Annotated in this window: 18 protein-coding genes; 9 read left to right on the top strand and 9 right to left on the bottom strand. The window is 72.1% G+C overall.

Features of this window, described 5'->3' with window-relative positions; genetic code table 11:
• Nucleotide 1: 1 nt before the first annotated feature.
• Nucleotides 2-832 (bottom strand): Na(+)/H(+) antiporter subunit C, encoded by an 831-nt coding sequence (locus tag PWG71_RS14025; RefSeq protein ID WP_274810127.1) that lies wholly within the window; start codon nucleotides 830-832, stop codon nucleotides 2-4.
• Nucleotides 829-3,777 carry a Na+/H+ antiporter subunit A gene (locus PWG71_RS14020; protein ID WP_274810186.1) on the bottom strand — a complete coding sequence of 983 codons (2,949 nt, stop codon included), beginning with the start codon at nucleotides 3,775-3,777 and terminating at the stop codon, nucleotides 829-831. Before PWG71_RS14020 ends, PWG71_RS14025 begins: the two co-directional genes overlap by 4 nt.
• Nucleotides 3,778-4,029: 252 nt before the next feature.
• On the opposite strand from PWG71_RS14020, the gene PWG71_RS14015 reads away from it, so the two are divergent.
• The 3 genes from PWG71_RS14015 to PWG71_RS14005 all read left to right on the top strand — a co-directional run bounded on the left by PWG71_RS14015 (nucleotide 4,030) and on the right by PWG71_RS14005 (nucleotide 5,987).
• Nucleotides 4,030-4,521 carry a MarR family winged helix-turn-helix transcriptional regulator gene (locus PWG71_RS14015; protein ID WP_274810126.1) on the top strand — a complete coding sequence of 164 codons (492 nt, stop codon included), beginning with the start codon at nucleotides 4,030-4,032 and terminating at the stop codon, nucleotides 4,519-4,521.
• A gap of 201 nt (nucleotides 4,522-4,722) precedes the next feature.
• A complete protein-coding gene (locus PWG71_RS14010) occupies nucleotides 4,723-5,385 on the top strand; it encodes a ClpP family protease (RefSeq protein WP_446725028.1) in 663 nt (220 codons plus the stop codon).
• Nucleotides 5,382-5,987, top strand: a complete 606-nt coding sequence (locus PWG71_RS14005; RefSeq protein WP_274810124.1) for an ATP-dependent Clp protease proteolytic subunit — start codon at nucleotides 5,382-5,384, stop codon at nucleotides 5,985-5,987. The genes PWG71_RS14010 and PWG71_RS14005 overlap by 4 nt, the downstream gene beginning before the upstream one ends.
• Before the next feature lie 135 nt (nucleotides 5,988-6,122).
• Here the strand turns inward: PWG71_RS14005 and PWG71_RS14000 are convergent, their stop codons facing one another.
• A complete protein-coding gene (locus PWG71_RS14000; protein WP_274810123.1) occupies nucleotides 6,123-6,512 on the bottom strand; it encodes a helix-turn-helix domain-containing protein in 390 nt (129 codons plus the stop codon).
• A gap of 224 nt (nucleotides 6,513-6,736) precedes the next feature.
• On the opposite strand from PWG71_RS14000, the gene PWG71_RS13995 reads away from it, so the two are divergent.
• Entirely contained in the window at nucleotides 6,737-7,375 is a 639-nt protein-coding gene (locus PWG71_RS13995) for a hypothetical protein (protein ID WP_274810122.1), read from the top strand.
• A 128-nt stretch (nucleotides 7,376-7,503) separates the two neighbouring features.
• Entirely contained in the window at nucleotides 7,504-7,770 is a 267-nt protein-coding gene (locus PWG71_RS13990) for a GlsB/YeaQ/YmgE family stress response membrane protein (RefSeq protein ID WP_274810121.1), read from the top strand.
• Between the two features lie 23 nt (nucleotides 7,771-7,793).
• Here the strand turns inward: PWG71_RS13990 and PWG71_RS13985 are convergent, their stop codons facing one another.
• The 4 genes from PWG71_RS13985 to PWG71_RS13970 all read right to left on the bottom strand — a co-directional run bounded on the left by PWG71_RS13985 (nucleotide 7,794) and on the right by PWG71_RS13970 (nucleotide 12,060).
• Nucleotides 7,794-8,723: a Gfo/Idh/MocA family protein gene (locus PWG71_RS13985; RefSeq protein WP_274810120.1), complete on the bottom strand. Its 930-nt coding sequence runs from the start codon at nucleotides 8,721-8,723 to the stop codon at nucleotides 7,794-7,796.
• A 255-nt stretch (nucleotides 8,724-8,978) separates the two neighbouring features.
• Complete coding sequence (gene galK, locus PWG71_RS13980) at nucleotides 8,979-10,103, bottom strand: galactokinase (RefSeq protein ID WP_274810185.1); 1,125 nt, start codon at nucleotides 10,101-10,103, stop codon at nucleotides 8,979-8,981.
• Nucleotides 10,104-10,156: 53 nt separating this feature from the next.
• A complete protein-coding gene (galT, locus tag PWG71_RS13975) occupies nucleotides 10,157-11,242 on the bottom strand; it encodes a galactose-1-phosphate uridylyltransferase (RefSeq protein WP_274810184.1) in 1,086 nt (361 codons plus the stop codon).
• Between the two features lie 20 nt (nucleotides 11,243-11,262).
• A complete protein-coding gene (locus PWG71_RS13970; RefSeq protein WP_274810119.1) occupies nucleotides 11,263-12,060 on the bottom strand; it encodes a DeoR/GlpR family DNA-binding transcription regulator in 798 nt (265 codons plus the stop codon).
• A 161-nt stretch (nucleotides 12,061-12,221) separates the two neighbouring features.
• Here PWG71_RS13970 and PWG71_RS13965 point away from each other — a divergent pair, with 161 nt between their 5' ends.
• Complete coding sequence (locus PWG71_RS13965; protein ID WP_446725024.1) at nucleotides 12,222-14,441, top strand: alpha-galactosidase; 2,220 nt, start codon at nucleotides 12,222-12,224, stop codon at nucleotides 14,439-14,441.
• 37 nt (nucleotides 14,442-14,478) lie between these two features.
• Here the strand turns inward: PWG71_RS13965 and thiD are convergent, their stop codons facing one another.
• Nucleotides 14,479-15,279, bottom strand: a complete 801-nt coding sequence (thiD, locus tag PWG71_RS13960) for a bifunctional hydroxymethylpyrimidine kinase/phosphomethylpyrimidine kinase (protein WP_274810117.1) — start codon at nucleotides 15,277-15,279, stop codon at nucleotides 14,479-14,481.
• Nucleotides 15,280-15,415: 136 nt separating this feature from the next.
• On the bottom strand, nucleotides 15,416-16,675 hold the full coding sequence (locus PWG71_RS13955) for a flavin monoamine oxidase family protein (RefSeq protein WP_274810116.1): 1,260 nt from the start codon (nucleotides 16,673-16,675) through the stop codon (nucleotides 15,416-15,418).
• A gap of 135 nt (nucleotides 16,676-16,810) precedes the next feature.
• Here PWG71_RS13955 and PWG71_RS13950 point away from each other — a divergent pair, with 135 nt between their 5' ends.
• The 3 genes from PWG71_RS13950 to PWG71_RS13940 all read left to right on the top strand — a co-directional run bounded on the left by PWG71_RS13950 (nucleotide 16,811) and on the right by PWG71_RS13940 (nucleotide 19,975).
• Complete coding sequence (locus PWG71_RS13950) at nucleotides 16,811-17,980, top strand: hypothetical protein (RefSeq protein ID WP_274810115.1); 1,170 nt, start codon at nucleotides 16,811-16,813, stop codon at nucleotides 17,978-17,980.
• Between the two features lie 75 nt (nucleotides 17,981-18,055).
• Nucleotides 18,056-18,673 carry a TetR/AcrR family transcriptional regulator gene (locus PWG71_RS13945; protein ID WP_274810114.1) on the top strand — a complete coding sequence of 206 codons (618 nt, stop codon included), beginning with the start codon at nucleotides 18,056-18,058 and terminating at the stop codon, nucleotides 18,671-18,673.
• Between the two features lie 42 nt (nucleotides 18,674-18,715).
• Nucleotides 18,716-19,975, top strand: coding sequence for a DUF418 domain-containing protein (locus tag PWG71_RS13940; RefSeq protein ID WP_274810113.1), 1,260 nt, complete (start codon nucleotides 18,716-18,718; stop codon nucleotides 19,973-19,975).
• Nucleotides 19,976-20,004: the final 29 nt, after the last annotated feature.

The raw sequence follows: 20,004 nt of genomic DNA, 5'->3' as shown, positions 1-20,004 counted from the left end.
CTCAGTCACTCCCCTGCAGGTCGCTGTCCTCGGCGCGGGCGAGCCGCTCGCGTTCGGCCCGCATGCTCTGGCGGGTCTGGCGGCGCTGGGCGCGCACCCTGCGGCGCAACTCGCGCCACAGTTCGCGCTCGGCGGCCCGGTCGGCCCGGCGGTGCTCGCGCAGCCGCCTGCGGCCCAGGCGGATGCGTCCGCGCAACTCCTGCACCTGGGCGGTCATGGTCTCCGCGCGATCACTGAGCCTGCGCATCGTCTCCTGTGACTGCTCGTCGACACCGCTCTCCTCGGCCTCTGCCTCGTAGCGGGCCAGTTCGGCCTGGGCGCGCGCGATCTCCGCCTTGATGCGGGCCTGCTCGGCCAGCTCCTGGGCGTCGGCCGCGGCGATGGTCGCCTGGAGTTCGGCTCGTTGGCGTCGGATGTCGGCCTGGAGGCGCCGCCGTTCGCGGACGAACCGGCGGCGCAGCGCGCGGCGGCCCTCGCCTTGGACGATCCGAAGGTCCTCGGCGTCGTCCTGGACCTCGTCGTTGCCCTCCAGCTGCCAGCTCCGGTAGGCCATGGCGAGGAGGAAGGCGGTCACGCCGAGGGTGATGACGATGGCGGTCAGGACCATCGCCTGGGGCAACGGGTCGGTCATCCGCTCCGGTTCCGTGAACCACAGGATCGGCGGGCCGCCCATGGTCCCGGCCATGGCCAGGATCATGAGGTTCACGCCGTTGCTCAGCATGATGAACCCGAGCAGGACACGGCTGAGGCTGCGCTCCAGCAGGAGCACCACACCGACCGCGACGAGCACCCCGATCAGCAGGACGAGGGTCAGGCTGGGTGCATCGTTCACGAGATGACCTCCTCGGCGGGCTCGGGGGCACCGGGCCCGGCGGCCGCCCGTGCCCGGGCGGCGTCCCGTTCGATCTGTTCGTCGATACGGGCGCCGAGGCTGCGCAGGATGTCCAGGATCAGACCGATGACCAGCAGGTACACCCCGATGTCGAAGAAGAGCGACACGGTCAGGTGCGGCTCGCCCAGGATCCAGAGGTCCAGGTGGACGTCGCCGCCGGCCAGGACCTCGCTCCCGAAGATCGCCCCGCCCAGGGCGATACCGGTGGAGATCGCCAGGCCCGCGCCGATGAGAACGCCCGGTTGCACCCAGGCGGTGTTGTAGAGCTCGAAGCGGCCGCCCGCCAGGTAGCGGACGATGAACGCCAGACCCGCGACGATGCCGGCCGCGAAGCCGCCGCCGACCGCGCCGTGGCCGGTCAGCAGCAGGTACACCGAGATGATCATGACCACCGGGAACAGGAACCGCGAGACGACCTCGAAGATGACCGACCGCCGCTCGGTGGGCAGCGCGTCGGCGCCCGGCAGCCAGGCGTGGTTCCACTGGGGCCTGATGTGCAGGTCGCTCGGGGCCATGGTCAGCCCGCCCAGGTCGATCCGGGCCTGCCCGCCGGAGGGCTGGGGGGACGAGGTGACCGAGACGGCCATCACCCCGCCGGGGGCCTTGCGAGGCTGGGTGCGGCGCACGAACATCAGGCTGGCCACGCCGGCCGCCGCGGCGGCCAGCACCGAGATCTCGCCCATCGTGTCCCACGCGCGCACGTCCACCAGCAGCACGGAGACGATGTTGTAACCGCCGGCCTCCTCGGCCGCCGCCGGGTAGAGCTCGGCGATGGAGGGCTCCTTGCGCCCGGCGAGGGCGAACCAGCTCATGGTCGCCACCAGCACGCCCAGGGCGCCGCCGATCGCCAGGTTCCACACCCGCCGTCCGCGGAGCGCCGGTGACGAGAAGTGGGACGGGAAGCGCCGCAACACCAGGACGAACACCACCAGGCTGACCGTCTCGACCAGGAACTGGGTGAGTGCGAGGTCCGGTGAGCCCAGGATGTAGAAGAGCGCCCCCACGCCGTACCCGCCGGTGCCCACGAGGATCACCGCGAACAGGCGGCGTCGCACGAACAGGGTCAACAGGGCGGTCCCCGCGATGATGACCGCCGGGATGACCTCGACGGGGGTGTCCCACAGGCGTACCGGCGGGTAGTCCCCGTCCCAGAGGGGTTCGGAGACGACCCACCAACCGGCCGCCACCACCAGGCTGACCAGGATGGTGCCGAGGTAGACCGGCAGCGAACCGCGCTGGGTGCCACCGGTGACCTGGAGGGCCAGGTTCTCCAGGGAGGCGAGCATGCGCCGGTAGACGCGCTCCGGCTCGACGAACGACGTCCTGGCCCCCAGCCACACGACGGCGCCGCGGACCCGGAACAGGATCAGACCGCCGATGACGCACACCGCCGACAACAGCAACGGGAGTTCGAAGCCGTGCCACAGCGCCAGGTGCGTCTCGTAGGAGCCGGGCGCGAGCGGCACGGTGTCGGCGTAACGGGCCAGGAGCGGGTCGACCAGGTGTGACAGGGGGCCGCCGATCAGGCTCAGCCCCGCCATGAGCGCGGCCGGGGCCAGGAACAGCGGACCGGGGGCGTGTACCGGGGTGGGCGTCACCTCGGGCTTGTCGAAGAACGCCCCCCACAGGAAGCGCAGGCTGTAGGCGACCGTCAGGGTCGAGCCGACGACCATGCCGACGAGCACGAGGACGTCGGTCGTGCCGCCGTGGGTGTAGGCGCCGAAGGCCAGTTCCTTGGTGGCGAACCCGAGCATGGGCGGCAGGCCGGCCATGGAGGCCAGGGCGATGATCGTCGTCCAGAAGGTGCCGGGCATGGACCTGCGCAGCCCCGAGAGCTCTCGCACGTCCCGGGTGCCCGTGCTGTGGTCGATGACGCCGACCACGAGGAACAGGGGGGCCTTGAACAGCGAGTGCCCGATGAGCATGGCGATGCCGGCCAGGGCGGCGGCCCGGGTGCCGGTGCCCAGCAGGGCGATGAGGAAGCCGAGCTGGCTGATGGTGCCGTAGGCCAGGACCAGCTTGAGGTCGTACTGGCGCAGCGCCTTCCATCCGCCGAGGATCATCGTGAGCACGCCGAAGAGCAGCGCCATCGAGGTCCACACGGCGGAGTCGGGGAACGCCGGGGTGAGGCGGGCGACCAGGTAGACGCCCGCCTTGACCATCGCCGCCGCGTGCAGGTAGCCGGAGACCGGCGTGGGCGCGCGCATGGCGGCGGGCAGCCACAGGCTGAAGGGGAACAGCGCGGACTTGGACATCGCGCCGATCATGATCAGGCCCAGCGACACCTCGACGATGAGACCGCCCGGGGGAGCGGCGACGATCTCGGAGATGACGTAGGTCCCGGCGGCCTCGCCGAGCACGATCATGCCGACGAGCATGGTCAGCCCGCCGAACGTGGTCACGGTCAGGGCCGTCATGGCCGCGCGGCGGCTCTCCTTCAGCTCCGTGCTGTGCCCGATGAGCAGGTAGGAGAAGACCGTGGTCAGCTCCCAGTACACGAACAGCTGGATGAGGTCGTCGGCCAGGACGAGACCGAGCATGGCCCCGGCGAAGGCGACGAACACGCCGGCGAACCGGCCGAGGCCGGGTTCGGAGTCGCTGAAGTAGCGGGCGCAGTAGACCAGGATCAGGGTGCCCACACCGGCGGCGATGAGCGTCATCACCAGGCCGAGGGCGTCCATGTACAGGCCCAGGCGCAGGGAGAACGCGGGGGCCCATTCCACGGAACCGGAGAGCGCGCCGCCGTTGAGGATCGTGGGGATCTGGAAGAGGGCCCAGACGGTGGAGACACCGGGCACGACGGCGAGTGCGAGGAACGCGTTACGGCCCCAGAGGCGGACCAGTAAGGGCGCGATCGCCGCCACGATGAAATGCGCGATCAGCACTGTTGTCAATGCGCCCCTCCCGGATCGGTCCGGGCCCGCCCTTGGTTTCGGGCGGACGTCCGCTGCCCCCAGCAGCAGACCGTTTCGCCCACAACCGGATGCGTGGACGGGGTGTCACTACGGTGTGAGGGGGCAAGGATCTACGTAATTTGTGTGCACAAGCTATTTAATAGTTAGACTACACAAACGTCAAACCACCGCGCGGACCCGACCCGGGTCCGTGACGCCCGCCCAGCCTGCAAGGAACGTTTCGTGTTCGACGAGACCACCGAGTCCAGCGCCGAGCGACTCCGTGCCGACGACCGCGGTGTCGAGCTCGAAGAGTTCCAGCGCGCGTGGACGGAACTGATCAACGCGGCGATCCACGTCCGTTCCCGGGGTGGTCACGGGCACCGGGGCGCGGAGGACCTCACCCTCACGCAGGCCCTGCTCATGGAGGCCGTTCGCGGGATGAACAGCCCCAGCGTGGGCGCGGTCGCCCAGGTGGTCGGGGTCTCCTCGCCCTCCGCCACTCGCATGATCCAACAGCTCGAACGCAAGGGCATGATGGCGCGCCGTCGCTCCGAGCGCGATGAGCGCAGCACGGTGGTGACCATCACGGAGGAGGGTGAGAGAACGCTCGCCCTGCACCGCCGCGACATGGAGGCCAAGCAGCGGCGTGTGTTCGAGGCCATACGGCCGTCGCTGCGCCCCGTGGTGCTGGAACTCCTGCGCGACCTGCGCGACGCCATGGACGACACCTGAGAGACACCCTGGAATCGGGCCGGCTTTTCGGACCGGTTTCCTCCGCCTCTTTTCCGAGCCGTTCCGGTCTGCCCTGGGCAGATCTGCCCCAGGCCGAAACAGTGGTCCGGACGAGTGCCCGGGGCGCAGTGTGGGGACACGGCCGACGCGGACGAGGGATCCGCGTCACGGGCCGGAACACGGAGGGAAGCCCCCATGCCGATGATCCACACCAGGGCCTCGGCCTCACACGAGGCCGAAGGCGGAGCGTTCGACGACCGGTTGTCCGCCCGCCTACTGCGCAGTCGCGTCGTGATGCTCGGCACCCAGGTCGACGAGACCAGCGCGAACCGGGTCTGCGCGCAGATCCTGCTGCTCGCCGACGAGGACCCGCGCAAGGACATCACCCTGGCCGTCAACAGTCCCGGCGGCGTGGTCTCCGCGGGCCTGGCCATCTACGACGTCATGAACTTCGTGCCCAACGACGTGTCCACCCTCGTCATGGGGTTCGCGGCGAGCATGGGCCAGTTCCTGGCCTGCACGGGGGCGCCCGGCAAGCGCTACAGCCTGCCGAACGCGCGCATCATGATGCACCAGCCCTCCGGGGGACTCGGCGGTACCGCCGCCGACATCGCCATCCAGGCGGAGAACCTGGCGCACACCAAGCGGACCATGATCCGGCTCATCGCGCGGCACACCGGGCAGAGCGAGGAGACGATCGCCCGAGACCAGCACCGGGACGCCTGGTTCACCGCCGAGGAGGCCAAGGACTACGGGTTCGTCGACCACGTCGTCACGTCCGTCTCGGAGCTCAACGGATCCGGGATCCGCCTGGGCGCGGGCGCGCCCGGGTTCGTGCGACGCGATGCGGAGGTCGTGCGATGAGCGGCCGCTACACGGTCCCGATGGTGGTGGAGCGCACCCCTCGGGGCGAACGCTCCTTCGACGTGTTCAGCCGGCTGTTGTCGGAACGGATCATCTTCCTGGGCACGCCCATCGACGATGACGTCGCCAATGTCGTGATGGCGCAGATGCTGCACCTGGACCACGAGTCCGCCGACACCGACATCCAGCTCTACATCAACTCGCCGGGCGGCTCCAACACCGCCCTGACCGCCATCTACGACACCATGCGCTTCGTTCGCGCCGACGTCGCCACGGTGTGCATGGGGCAGGCCGCCTCCGCCGCCGCGGTGCTGCTCGCCGCGGGCGCGCCCGGCAAGCGCCGGGCCTTGGAGCACGCCCGGGTCCTGCTGCACCAGCCCTCCGGAGAGGGGCAGGGCGTGGCCGCCGACCTGGAGATCCAGGCGGCGGAGATCCTGAGGGTCCGCTCCCAGGTGGAGGAGATCCTGGCCCGGCACACCGGGCAGACGGTCGAGCGGCTGCGGGCCGACACCGACCGGGACAAGATCTTCACCGCGCGGCAGGCCGAGGAGTACGGCCTGGTGGACACCGTCATCACCACGCGGGAGGTGGCGCCGGCCTGATCCGGGGTCGCTCGGGGACCGGGTCCCGGTGGTGGCCGCGGCACCCCGGGCGAGGCGCTCGGCCGGGACGACCCGGCCGGGCACCCGGCCGGGTCGCGACGGTCCCTGGAATCCGTCGGGCCCCGACCGGTCGGGTCAGGCGGCCAGGGAGACCGAGAGCGCGGAGACCCGCGCGGTCACCCGTGGCGCGGCGGCCGGGGCGTGGGAACCGAGGCGGTTCCCGAGCGGGCGTGGAGCCGCGATGATCGTGTCCCGGTACAGCTCGGCGAGCACGTCGGTGATGCTCAGCCCCAGGGAGCGGTAGACGGCCGCCAGGACCTCGGAGGAGGCCTCCTTGCGGCCGCGCTCGATCTCCGACAGGTAGGGGAGCGAGACCTGGGCGTCCTCGGCCACCTGGCGCAGGGTGCGGCCCTGTTCGACACGGGTCCGGCGCAGCAGGTCGCCGATGAGGTCGCGCATGAGGGGCTCGGGCGTCCGGTCGGCGCCACGGCGGGCCTCGTCCAAGGAGCGCAGGACATCGGTCATCGGGGCCTCCGGTCTGGTGCTCTGGGCGCACACGGTTCTGTTCCGAGCCTACGTCTCCCGGTTCCTCTCGGGGGAGGCCTGTGGAGGGGCTTCTGCGGACGGCAGAACCGGTGGAACGCGATCGTGTGGTCGGACCGTTACCGGATTCGCGCTTCTCGGGCTTTCGGTCCGCTCGTTACCCTGGGGGTGGTCCGCGCCGTGGGCCGTCACCGAGGAGGTCCCGGATGAGTGCGAGCGGTAGTGCCGATCAGCGACGGAGACCGTTCGAACCGGAGTACGTCGGCGGGCTCGGCACCCGGTGGCGCGGGTGGATCTCCCTCGCGGTGTACACCCTGTGCTGGATCGTGCTCGCGCTCCTACTGACGGTGGGGCTGTTCACCGGCGGTCTCGACATGACCTTCGTCGGTCTGTCGGGCTTCGTCGGCCTGTGCCTGCTCCTGGGTCCCGTGCTGCTGTGGGCGATCGTCAAGCCGCTGAGCGCGCTGGGGCGCGGACTGTCCGAGTGGGGCGGACACCGCGTCCTGTGGGCGGTGCTCCTCGGCGTGATCCCGGTGGCGGCCCTCGCCGGAGTGCTCTGGTCCGCACGCGACGCGAACGCGGGGCTGGGCGCCGCGGTGATCGGAGCGGTGACGTTCCTGCCGATGCTCACCGCCTACGCGGCCCTGCGCCCGGAGGGCGAGGTGCGCCGCAGCCGGTCGGGACGCCTGCTGTGGGCGATCCTCCTCGCCGCCACCGGACTGGGCGACGTTCCGGCCGGGGGCGGTCCACGGCCCACGCACCGGCGCGCCGACCTCGACGAGCACGGGGAGTACCGGGGGTCCCGGGCCGACCACGACGCCTCGTGGCCGCACCGTCGGGGCTGACCCCGGGTTCACGGAGGAGGACTATTACCTCCAAGCGGTCACAAAAGGTTCTTTCTGTGCTGTTGTGACGATGATTCGACACTCCGTTATGGGGAAGGGGTGAGAACGTCCGACCGTAGGGGGGAATCTTGGAGATCACCGGAATCATCAGCGCGATCATCGTCGGTCTGATCATCGGCGCGCTCGGCCGTCTCGTCGTGCCCGGGAAACAGCACCTGCCGATCTGGCTGACCCTGCTCCTGGGTATCGTGGCGGCCTTTCTCGGAGGCTGGATCGCGAGCTTCTTCACCACCATGTGGCTGATCATCCTGATCGTTCAGGTTCTGGTCGCCGCAGCGATCATCTACCTCGCCGACGGGATGTACGCCAGGAACGCCAGGGGGGCCGCCACCTAGGCGACGGCCCACCGCCTTTCCGCTCAGGCCACCGGGGACGCCCCGGTGGCCTTCCCCACGTCCACGGTGCGCCCCTCGCGCAGGGCGACCTCGGCGGTCTCCAACACCGCCACCACCTCACGTCCGAACCGCACGTCGAGGGGGTCGCCGGGGGTGCCCGCCACCTGTGCGAGCAACCGGTCGATCGCCACCTGGAAGGCCGACACCGCCGTCCGATCCCCGTCGGGCACCGACACCCGGCCCGCCTCGCCGTACAGGACCACCTCGAAACCCCGCGCCCGCTCCGGTGCGTCCAGGGTCACCGCGAACGTGCCGACGGCACCGCCCCGGTGCCGGGTGAGCAGGTGCACGGTGTCGTTCGGCCCGGCCATCGCCGCCACCGCCTCGACCGGGCCCAGCACCGGCAGTACCACCGACAACACGTGCGGGCCCACGTCCCACAGGCCGCCCTTCTCCCTGCGCCACGGGGAGGCGCCGTAGGGGTTCCCCGGTGTGAAGATCGACGCGAACAGGGTCGCCCGCACCCCCTGCCAGCCGCCCTCGGCGGCGGACTCGCGCACGAAGGCGTCGATCCCGTCGGAGAACCGGTTGGTGAAGAACACCATCGACGCCAGCCCGCGCGCCTCGACCTCGGCGACGACCGCGTCGGCCGCGGCGGTCGTCAGCGCCAGGGGCTTGTCCAGCAACAGGTGCCTTCCGGCGCGCGCCGCCCGCAGCGCCAGCTCCGCCTGCACGTCCGGTGGCAGGGCGACGGCCACCGCGTCCACGTCCGCGAGGAGCGCGTCGACATCGGTGTAGGTCCGCGCCCCGAACCGGTCGGCCACCGCCCCGGCCTTCCCCGCGTCGCGCCCCCACACCCCGACCAGTTCCGCGTCGGGGTGGGCGGCCAACGCCGCCCCCTGCGTCTCGGCGGCCCAGTGGCCGGTGCCCAGTAGCCCGAACTTCAGACCCATGCGCGCTCCCTCGTCTCGTGATCGGTCCCATTCTCCATGGAAGCGCTCCCAGCGAGAGGGGGAGGGCCGCCCCACGGGAGGGCGGAGGGGCGGAACGGGGCACTCCTTCGCGCTCGTGGCGGAACCCGCGCGTGCCCCGCCGTGTCCACCGGGCGCGGGCGACGAGGGAGCGCCCGCCCCGAACGAGCCGACGAGGACGACGTGGCGTCGGTGATCCCGGTGTCCGCTTCACCGAGGGGTCACCGACCACCATGATCAGTGCGCCCCGCGCAGCCGCCGGGCTCCGGCGGAGGGGACGGTGGCGAAGAACGCGGGTTCGGCGAACCCCCGGTCCGCGTAGACCGCCCGGACGGCGTCGGCGCACCCGTCGGCCCGGTCGGCCTCGACGAGGGCGATCGCGCACCCCCCGAACCCGCCTCCGGTGATGCGCGCGCCCAGGGCCCCGGCGGCGAGGGCGGTGTCCACGGCGGCGTCCACCTCCGGAACGCTCACCTCGTAGTCGTCGCGCAGGGACACGTGCGAGGCGGTGAGCAGCGGTCCGAGCGCGGACACCTCGCCCGCCCGCAGCAGCACCACCGCTTCGAGGACCCGGGCGTTCTCCGTCACCACGTGGCGCACCCGGCGCCGGGTCCGCTCGTCGGGCAGGGCGGCCAGCGCTCCGGGCAGGTCGGTGACGTCGCGCAGGGCGGTCGTCCCCAGCAGACGGGCGGCCTCCTCACAGGTACGACGCCGTTCGGCGTAGGCACCGTCCACCAACCGGTGCGGGGCGCGGGTGTCCACCACCATCAGCGTGAGCCCGTGCGCGGCGGGGTCGAAGGGCACGTGTTCGGCGATCAGGGTGCGAACGTCCAGGAACAGGGCGTGCCCCTCGCGGGCCAGCATCGACGCCGACTGGTCCATGATCCCGCAGGGCATGCCCACGAAGTCGTTCTCGGCCCGCTGGGCCAGGCCGGCCGCCTCCTCCCGGGCCGGGGGAGTGTCACCGCAGGCGGCGAGCAGGGTGGCGCACACCAGGGCCGCGGAGGAGGACAGGCCCGCGCCGGCCGGGATGGTCCCGTCCACGTACAGGTCCAGGCCGCCCACGGTGCGTCCGGAGTCGGCCAGCGCCCACAGCGCGCCCGCCGGGTAGGCGGCCCAGCCGGTCACCGTGCCGGGGGCCGGGAGGGCGTCGGCGTCGAAGAGCCGGTCGGTCTGACCGGAACGGAACCGCAGGCGGCCGTCGTCGCGGGGCGCGGCCGCGGCGGTCACGGCGTGGGGGAGCGCGACGGGCAGTACGAACCCGTCGTTGTAGTCGGTGTGCTCGCCGACGACGTTGATCCGCCCGGGTGCCCGCCACACTCCGGCCGGAGCGTACCCGAACGCCTCGCGGAACCCCCGCACCGCGGTGGCCGCCCCGCTTCCCGCGTACCCGGTGGCACCGGCGCCGGGCGGCTTCACGGCGCGGACTCCCGGAGCCGACGGGCGATGGTCTCGGGTGTGACGTCGTTGATGAAGACGCCCATGCCGGATTCGGCCCCGGCCAGGTACTTGAGCTTTCCGGGGGCGCGCCGTACCGAGAACAGCTCCAGACGCAGCCGGGACAGGTCGCGGCCCTCGCGTACCGGGGCCTGGTGCCAGGCCGCGATGTACGGCAGCGGCATTCCGAAGAGCGCGTCCATGCGGCGCAGCACGTCCAGGTACAGCGGTGCGAAGTCGTCGCGTTCGGCCTCGGTGAGGGCGGGCAGGTCGGGGACCGGCCGGTGCGGGTACAGGTGCACCTCCACCGGCCAGCGGGCGGCCGCCGGGACGAACGCGGTCCAGTGCTCACCACGGGCCACCACCCGCGGCGCGGCCTCGCGTTCGGCGCGCAGCACGTCGGCGAACAGGTCGCCGCCGGTGCGTTCGCGGTGGGCCCGCGCCGAGTCGAGGATCCTGCGGGTGCGCGGGGTGACGAACGGGAGCGCGTAGATCTGTCCGTGCGGGTGGGAGAGGGTCACCCCGATCTCCGGCCCCCGGTTCTCGAAGCAGAAGACCTGTTCGACCCCCGGCCGCGCGGACAGCGCCCGGGTGCGCTCCGTCCACGCCTCCAGGACGGTCCGCGCCCTCCGGGGGGTGAGATCGGCGAAGGAGGCGCGGTGGTCGGGGCCGAACACCACCACCTCGCAGCGACCCGCGCCCACCCGTCGGGAGCGCTCGACCTCGCCGACCGCGTCCAGGATCCGACCGTCATCGGCCACCAGGGACGCGAAGCGGTTCTCGAACACCACCACGTCGTAGTCGTCGGCGGGGATCTCGGTGGCGCGGTCGGCCGTCGAGGGACACAGCGGGCAGGCGTCGTCGGCGGGCAGGTGGGTGCGGTCCTGCCGGTGGGAGGCGATGACGACCCATTCGCGCAGCAGCGGGTCGAAGCGCATCTCCGATGAGGCGGTGACCGGGGGCAGGGCGCGTCGATCCGGCGCGGGGACGCGGGGCGGGGCGTCGCCCTCGTCGAAGTAGACGATCTCCCGGCCGTCGGCCAATCGTGCCGAGGTGGTGCGGATCCGGTCCGCGGCGGTCCGGCTCACGACCCGTTCCCCTCTCCGGGGCGGGCCCGGGCGACCACGAGGCGGTCCACGTGGTCGGCGAGCACGGCGCGGGAGCCCGGGTCCAGTCCGTCGTCGGTGACGAGCACGTCGCAGCGGTCCAGGGGGGCGATGGTGCTGATCCCGACGGTGCCCCATTTGCTGTGGTCGGCGGCCACCACGAGGGTGGCGGACGCCTCCACCAGGGCCCGGTCGGTCTCGGCCTCCATGAGGTTGGGGGTGGTGAACCCGGCGCGCTCCTGCATGCCGTGCACGCCCAGGACGAGGACGTCCAGGTTCAGTCCGCGGATCGAGGCGAGCGCGAGCGGTCCCACGAGCGCGTCGGAGGGGGTGCGGAAACCACCGGTCAGCGCGACCGTCCGGTCGGGGCGTTCGGCGCGGTGGAACACCTCGGCCGCGCGCAGGGAGTTGGTGACGACCGTCAGACCGGGGACGTCCACCAGGTACTCGGCGACGAGGGCGGTGGTGGTCCCGGCCGACAGCCCCACGGCTCCGTGCGGGGGGACGAGCTCGGCCGCGGCACGGGCGATGGCGTGCTTCTCGTCCGCCTGACGGGTGGCCTTGGCGGCGAACCCGGGTTCCTCGGTGCGGACCCCGTCGGGGGCCATGGCCCCGCCGTGCACCTTGCGCAGGGCGCCCCGGGCCTCCAGGACGTCGAGGTCGCGGCGGACGGTCATGTCCGATACGGCGAGGCTCTCGACCAGGTCGGCGACCCGGACGCCGCCGGTACGCCGGATCCGGTCGAGGATCAGCTCCTGTCGTTGGGCGGCGAGCATTCGCTCTCCCGAGGTGGATGATGGAAAATGTTGTTTCCTGTGGGAAACGGTGCACCATGGGTCGGCCCGGTGTCAACATCCCCGGAGAGATCGCTTCCACAGGGGCGGTCATGTCGGAAAAAGTTCGGATCCGTTGACAGGGAACGAGGTGCGCCCGGAGCATGGGGGACGTGATCGCCCCCCACGAGTCCGGAGGACACTCCGTGCCGCACGACCTCCCGCGCCCGCCGGACCGCACACCCCGGGCCATCGCCCTGCGCGCGGCCGGGACCGCCCTGGTGCTCGGCGTGCCCGACACGGGGCTCCCGTACGTCCTGCACTGGGGCGCGGACCTGCCCGACGTCGAAGGGTTGGCCGCGACCGCCGTGCCGACCGTCCCGCACAACAGGATCGACGAGCCCCTCCCGTTCTCCCTGCTCCCCGGTCAGGGGGAGGGTTGGGCGGGACACCCCGGCCTCTCCGGGGACCGGGACGGCCGTGCCTCCCATCCCCGCTGGCGGGTCGAGGAGGTCGTCGTCGACCCGCTGCCGGACACCCCGGTCGGCGGCCGCCTGACCTTCACGGCCGCGGCCGAGGCCGCCGGACTCGCGCTGCGCGGCGAACTGCGCGTGGAGGCCGACGGGCTGGTCAGGATCCGTCACGAGGTGACCAACACCGGAGAGGGCGTGTGGAACCCGGCCGCGCTCCACGTGTTCCTGCCCCTGCCCCGGGAGGCGGGCGAGGTGCTCGACCTCACCGGGCGATGGTGTCGCGAACGCTCCCCGCAGCGCAGGGAGTTCGCCCAGGGCACGCTGATGCGGGCCGCCCGCCGCGGCCGCACCGGCCACGACGCCACCCTGTTCCTGGTCGCGGGGACACCCGGGTTCGGATTCCGGCGGGGCGAGGTGTGGGGCGTACACGTCGCCTGGAGCGGCGATCACGTCCATCTGGCCGAACGACTGCCCGAGGGCGCCGGACAGGCCGACGCCGCACTCGGCGGCGGTGAACTCCTCCACCCCGGCGAGGCGCGCCTGGGACCCGGAGAGTCCCACCGCACCCCGTGGGTGTGCTTCTCCTGGTCGGACGAAGGACTGGACGGGATGTCGGCGCGCGTCCACCGGTGGCTGCGCGCCCGCCCCCACCACCCGTCGTCACCGCGACCGGTGGTGCTCAACACCTGGGAGGCGGTCTACTTCGACCACGATCTCGACGCCCTGAGACGGCTCGCCGACACCGCCGCCCGCATCGGGGTGGAGCGCTTCGTGCTCGACGACGGGTGGTTCCGCGGCCGCCGCGACGACACCGCCGGCCTGGGCGACTGGACCGTGGACCCGGGGGTGTGGCCCGACGGGCTGCACCCGCTGTTCGACCACGTGCGCTCTCTGGGCATGCAGGTGGGGCTGTGGGTGGAGCCGGAGATGGTCAACCCCGACTCCGACCTGTTCCGAGCGCACCCCGAATGGGTCCTGGCCCCCTCGGATCATCTGCCCCGGGCCTCCCGCCACCAGCAGGTCCTCGATCTGGGGCGCCCCGAGGTCGCCGCACACCTGCTGGAGCGGTTGGACGCGCTCGTCACCGAGTACCGGCCGCACCACCTGAAGTGGGACCACAACCGCGACCTGCTGGAGGCCGTCCACGGACCCACCGGCGGAGCGGGCGTGCATCGACAGACCACGGCCGTCCACGACCTGCTGCGCCGGTTGCGGGACCGCCATCCCGGACTGGAGATCGAGTCGTGCTCCTCCGGCGGAGGCCGTGTGGACCTGAGCGTGCTGGAACACACCGACCGGGTGTGGGCCTCCGACGTCAACGACCCGCTGGAACGATTGTCGATCCAACGCTGGACGGGCCTGCTGCTGCCGCCCGAACTGGTGGGCGGGCACGTCGGCGGACCGGTGTCGCACACCACCGGACGCGTCACCGACCTCACGACGCGCTGCCTGACCGCGCTCATCGGCCACCCGGGGATCGAATGGGACATCACCGGATGCACCGAGGCGGAGCTGGGAGCACTGACCCGCTGGATCGCCCTCTACCGAGAACTGCGGCCCCTGCTGCACTCCGGCGACCCGGTGCACGCCGACGACCCGGATCCCGCCGAACAACTGGACGGCGTCGTCGCCCGTGACGGCACGGAGGCCGTCTACCGCTACGCTCGCCCGACCTCCTCGGTCCGCACCCACCCGGGCCGGGTCCGTCTGCCCGGATTGCACCCGGGCCGGCGCTATCGCCTGCGGTGGCGCCAGGACGTCGGCCGGCCCACCGCCACGCAGCAGTCGCCACCGGAGTGGTTCGTCAAGGGGGAGTCGATCGCCTCCGGTCACGTGCTGACCGGGGTCGGCGTCCACCTCCCCAACCTCGACCCCGGCCAGATGCTCCTGCTCCACCTCACCTCCGCCTGACGCCGGCCGGCCCGGGGGGTGGGGCCGACGGTGCGGGTCAGGCGCCTGGGGAGCGCGTGGTGATCGAGGCGAAGGGCGCGTGGGTGGTGAGGCGGTGCTCGATGCCCTCGCGGACCATCCGCTTGGCGGTCGCGGCGGCCGCGCCCACCTCGGCGCCCTTGGCCAGTTCCGCCGTGATCGCCGCCGCGAAGGTGCACCCCGCGCCGCTCACCCGCTCCTCGCCGATCTTGGGAGCGCGCAGCACGGTCACCTCCTCGCCGTCGAAGTGCACGTCCACCGCGTCCGTCCCGGGCAGCTCCACGCCGCCCTTGGCGATCACGTGCGAGGGCCCCAGGTCGTGGATGCGCCGAGCCGCCTCGATGAGGTCGTCGACGGTCTCGATGGTCTCCATCCCCGCCAGGGTCATGGCCTCGAAGTGGTTGGGCGTGATCACCGTCGCGAGCGGCAGGATCTTCTCGGTGAGCGCCTTGTCGGTGTCCAGTGCCGCACCCGGCTCCTGGCCCTTGCAGATCAGTACCGGGTCCAGCACCACGTGGCGCCACTCCCGCGCCCGCAGGCCCTCGGCGACCACGTCGATGGTGTCGGGCGTGCCGAGCATCCCGATCTTCACCACGTCGAGGTCGTGGCAGGCCGTGGCCGCCTCGATCTGGTCGGCGATGACCTGTGGGGCGATCGGCACGAAACGGTGCCCCCACCCCTCCTTCGGATCGAAGGAGACGATGCAGGTGATCGTCCCCGTGCCGTAGACGCCCAGTTCCTGGAAGGCCCTCAGATCGGCCTGGATGCCGGCGCCCCCCGTGGCCTCCGAGCCCGCGATCACGTACGCGCGATCGGTCATCGGGCACCACCCCCCTCGTGTTCGTCGTGTTCTGGTCGACGCCGGGGACCCTCGGACGAGGAGACGATCCCGCGGCCTCTGGACAATTGCACCACGAACCGCGGTCGAAGGGACGTCGTCCACAGGCCGGGGTGGATCAGAGGTCGGCGAGGAGGTCGTCACCGACCGCGTACCCGCTGTCGTAGGCCCCGTCCACGGTGTTCTCCCCGGTGACCGCCTCGCCCGCGAAGAACAGCGTCCGGTCCACCGACGCGGCCAGCGTCGCGGGCGCGTCGTGCGCCCCCGGCGGAACGTGCAGGTAGGCGCCCCGGCTGAACACGTCGGCCGTCCAGTCGTGGGTGGTGCGCCCCACCGGCGCGGGCGGTGGCCCGCCCAGTGCTCCGGACAACGCCCGCAGCCCCTCGGCGAACCGGTCGGCCGGCTCCCGGGCGAGCAGGTCGCGGGCACCGTCCCCGGCCGTCCACACCGTGACCACCTCCGGCTCCCGGGACACGCTCCAGAACACGAAGCCGTCCCCGCCCAGGCTGTCCCGGTCGGTGGGCATGACCGGCCGGTCGAACCGGTACAGCAGCTTGACCGCGTCGGTGGCCGTCAACGCGGCCACGGCCTCCCGGTGTCCGGGGGGCAGGCCGGGCTCGAACCGCACCGTCCCCGAGCGGAGCACCCCGATGGGCAGCGCCACCACGCACCGACGCGCCCGCACCGGCGTGCTCCGCCCGGCCACCCCGATCTCCACCCCGGCCGGACCGCGTCGGATCATCCGGGCCGGGCTGCGCAGCATGATCCGCGGCCCCGCCGCCAGCGGTTCCAACAGCCGGTCGTACCCGTCCACCACCCGGAAGTCCTCCCGAGGAGCGCTCCACCAGTCGAACACCCCGGTGGCGTGGATCCACCGCGCGCTCCACCGCTCCAAGGGCTCCCCGTCGATGGCCACCGGCGGCCAATCCTCCTCGGGCACGCCCAGCCCGCGCAGGTACGTCGCGGCGTCCTCGTCACCCCGGGGAGCCCGTGACACGTCGATGGCCGGCGCTTCCGACCAGTCGGCGCGCATCCGCTCCGTCCGCGCCCCCGTCTCCTCCACCAGTTCCCACGTGGACACGTCCGCCCCGTGGATCAGACCGGCGCCCGACTCCACCGGCACGGGTGCGAAGGTCCGATCGGTGAACACCTGCCCGCCCACCCGGTCGCGCGCCTCCAGCACCACCACCCGCAGACCGTGATCGAACAGATTGCGCGCGGCGGCCAGACCGGCCGGCCCCGCCCCGACCACCGCCACGTCCCACTCCGGTGGCGTGTCGGGGTACGACGTCGAGGCGGACAACAGCGCGCCGCCGCCCAACGCCAGGAAGGCGCGGCGGCTCCACCGGGGTTCGCCCGTGGCGGGGGAGAAGGGCATAACGGATATGAGAGCACGCCCATCGTCCGCGCGCGCACGGGGTTCACGCGTTCGGAGTCGGCCATGGTCCAGACTCGGGCACGAGAGCACGTCGATACCCCGAACCACACCGGTTCACGAGGAGTCACACAGCGCATGTCCGAGACACAGACCCCTGATCGTCCCCGTCCCGACATCGTCGAACTCATCCTGGAGGCGTTCGCCCGGGTGGACATCACCGCCGAGCGCCGGTCGCCCACCCTGGTGCTGATCCACCTCCCCGGCGCCGAGCCCTTCACCAAGGACTTCTCCGACGCCGTCGAGCAGGCCCGCTCCTACCCGGTCGAGCAGTATCCGGACATGGCCGAGCAGGTCGCACTGGCCATGATGCGGGCCTTCCGCGAACGCGACATCCCGCTGGGCACCCACTACCCGCCCCGTTCCGACGATCACGGGCGCGCCGCCCTCGTCGCGGTGCTCCGACAGTTGGGGCTCGACGCCCGGTTCGAGACCCCGAAGGTCCTGAGCCTGCCGCTGCCGGACGGACAGCGGGTCACCAGCGACGTCAGCGACTACCTGGCGACCGTCGAGGGTGTCCCGATCGATGACGCCTTCGACAAGGCCGGCCCCTTCGCGGAGGCCGTCGCGGACCAGATCCGGCGGATCGTCCCCCAGGACGAGAGCTCCGAGGCGCGGTTGCGGGTCCGTCTCTACCCGACCACCGCCTTCCCCGAGGAGGTGTGGGACGCCCTGCTCTCCCGTGAGTTCGCTCCCGAACTGCGCGAGACCGTCGTCATCGACACCCCCGAGAGCGTCCAGCCGCTCGACCGTTCCGCCCTGGAGCGCATGGGCCGCACCGAGGAGCAGGTCTACACGGAGGCGATCGCCCGCTCGGTGGCCGAGGAGGTCGAGGTCAGCGAGGTGGAACTCGGCGGCGTGGCGATCATCCACATCGGCGGAGCCCAGCCCTACACCTCCGCCCAGGCCCACGTCCTGTCCCGTCACCTGGGCGAGGCGCCCCACGGCGCGCTCGTCGCCTTCCCCGTGCCGCAGGTGATCCTGGCCAACCCGTTGGGCAAGGGCGACCCGATCATGGCGATGGACCGACTCCAGGAGCTCGCCGAGCGGTTCGTCTCCGACGCGGACCGGCCGATCAGCGCCCAGCTGTTCTGGTGGCACCCGGATTCGGCCGCGCGGGCCGAGGACGGGGTGCCCGACCTGCGCCCGGTGGGAGTCGAGATCGACCACGAGGAGCGGTCGGTGTCCCTGTACACCTCGGACGAGGAGTTCGGTCCGATGCTCGACGGGTTGATGGGGCAGGACTGAGGGACCTCCCCGGTGTGGCCGGATCCGGCCGCGCCTCCGCCCGCCCTCATAAAAATATTTCCGTATTATTTTTTCATGGCACGGACGGCTGATCACGAACGGCGGCGGCACCAGGTCGCCGAGGCCCTCATGGCGACGGTGGGGGAACGAGGGCTGGCCCGGACCACCCTCGCCGACGTCGCCGACCGTGCGGGGGTGTCCGTCGGACTGGTCCAGCGCTACTTCCGTTCCAAGGCGCAACTGCTGCGCTTCGGCGTGGAGCACATGTACCACCGCGCGGAACAGCGCCTGCGCGAGGTCTCCGCCGGCCCGGAGCCCGTCACCTCGGTGCGCGACTGGCTGGACCGGGCCACCGAGACCCTGCTGCCCCTCGACGAGGAGCGGGTCCGCGAGCTCACCGTCTGGCTCGAATTCCTGCCCGCCACCCTGGCCGACCCGGAGATGGCGCGCATGCACGGGGAGGCCACCGGCGCCCTCCTCGACGCCCTCTCCGAGGCGCTGGAGATGGCGATCGACCAGGGTGAACTCCCCGAAGACCGCGACCCCCGGGCCGAGGCGCGCGCCCTCGTCGCGTGCGTCGACGGACTGACCCTGCATCACCTCGTCACCGGTGAGGCCTTCGACGCGGAGACGATTCGCGCCGCCCTCACCACCCACCTCGACCGGCTCTTCGCGGGGCGCGAGAGCCCCTGAACCCCCGAACCCCTTGGACCCCCGACTCCGAAGACGGTGATCATGACCTCCCCGCCCGATGCCACCGGTGTGCCCGAACCCTCCGCGGCCCCGAGCGCCCCCGCCTCCGAGCCCCCGGTCACCCCCTCCCGGCGTCTGCCCCTGCTCGACGTCCTGCGCGGTGTCGCGATCCTGGGCACCCTGGCCACCAACGTGTGGCTGTTCACCGCGCCCGGCGGTGAGGCCAACATGCTGTTCGGCGAGGAGCTGAGCCCGTTGGCCGCCGCGCTGGCCGACCCCTCCCCGGGCACCGTCACCCAGGGCGTCCTGTTGCTGTTCTCCAACGGCAAGTTCCTGGCGCTGCTCACGCTCCTCTTCGGAGTGGGCCTGGCCATCCGGTTCCGGTCCGCGGAGCGGAGGGGCGAACGCCGGCCCGGCCCCTACACGTGGCGGGCGCTGTTCCTGTTCGTCGAGGGCCTGGTGCACTTCACCCTGGTGTTCGCCGCCGACGTCCTCATGGGCTACGCCGTCACCTCCCTCGTGGTGGCCTGGCTGCTCAACCGCTCACCACGGGTCCGGGACGCGGTGATGTGGTGCTCGGCCGCCCTGCACCTGGCCGTGATCGGCCTGCTCACGGTCGCGTTGGCGTACCTGCCGCAGCCGGGCGAGCAGTCGGCCGACGGCGGGGTCCCGACCGAGGTCGTCGACCTGTACGCACACGGCACCTACCTCGAACAGATCGCGTTCCGTTTCGACAACGCGCTCGCGATGCGCTCCGAACCGATCATCACGTTCGCGTTCATGGTGTTCATGTTCCTGCTGGGGGTGCGCCTGTTCCGGGCCGGCGCCTTCGAAGCCGGTGAGACCGGGCGGCGGCTGCGCGACCGCCTGCTCGCCTGGGGGATCGGAGTGGGCGTCCCGTTGAACCTCGCCACCGCGCTGGCCGGACCCGAGTGGTTCTTCGTGGAGCGCTATGTCGCGGCCCCCGTCGTCGCCCTGGGTCTGGTCGGCGCGATCGGGTGGCTGGTGGACCGGGCGGACCCGGCCGGGTGGGGGATCGTCTCCCTGTCCTCCCTGGGGCGCGTGGCGATGACGGGTTACGTGGCGCAGAACCTCATCTGCGTGCTCGCCTGCTACGGCATCGGCCTCGGCCTGGCCGCCCGCTTCGCCGACACCGGGCCGTGGTGGGTGATGGGGCTGTGGGCGGCGGTCTCCGCACTGCTCCTGATCGGTTCCACCCTGTGGCTGCGCCGGTTCCGACTCGGTCCGTTGGAGGCGTTGCAGAAGGCGGTGCTGGGCCGGATCCCCGCCCGCCGCCCCTGAGGCCCGGTGGTGTGCGAGACGACCCGCAC

It is taken from the genome of Nocardiopsis sp. N85, assembly GCF_028882275.1.
Taxonomy (GTDB): Bacteria; Actinomycetota; Actinomycetes; order Streptosporangiales; family Streptosporangiaceae; genus Nocardiopsis; species Nocardiopsis lambiniae.
Note: the sequence above shows the minus strand (reverse complement) of the source record. Positions and strands in the feature narration are given on the sequence as shown.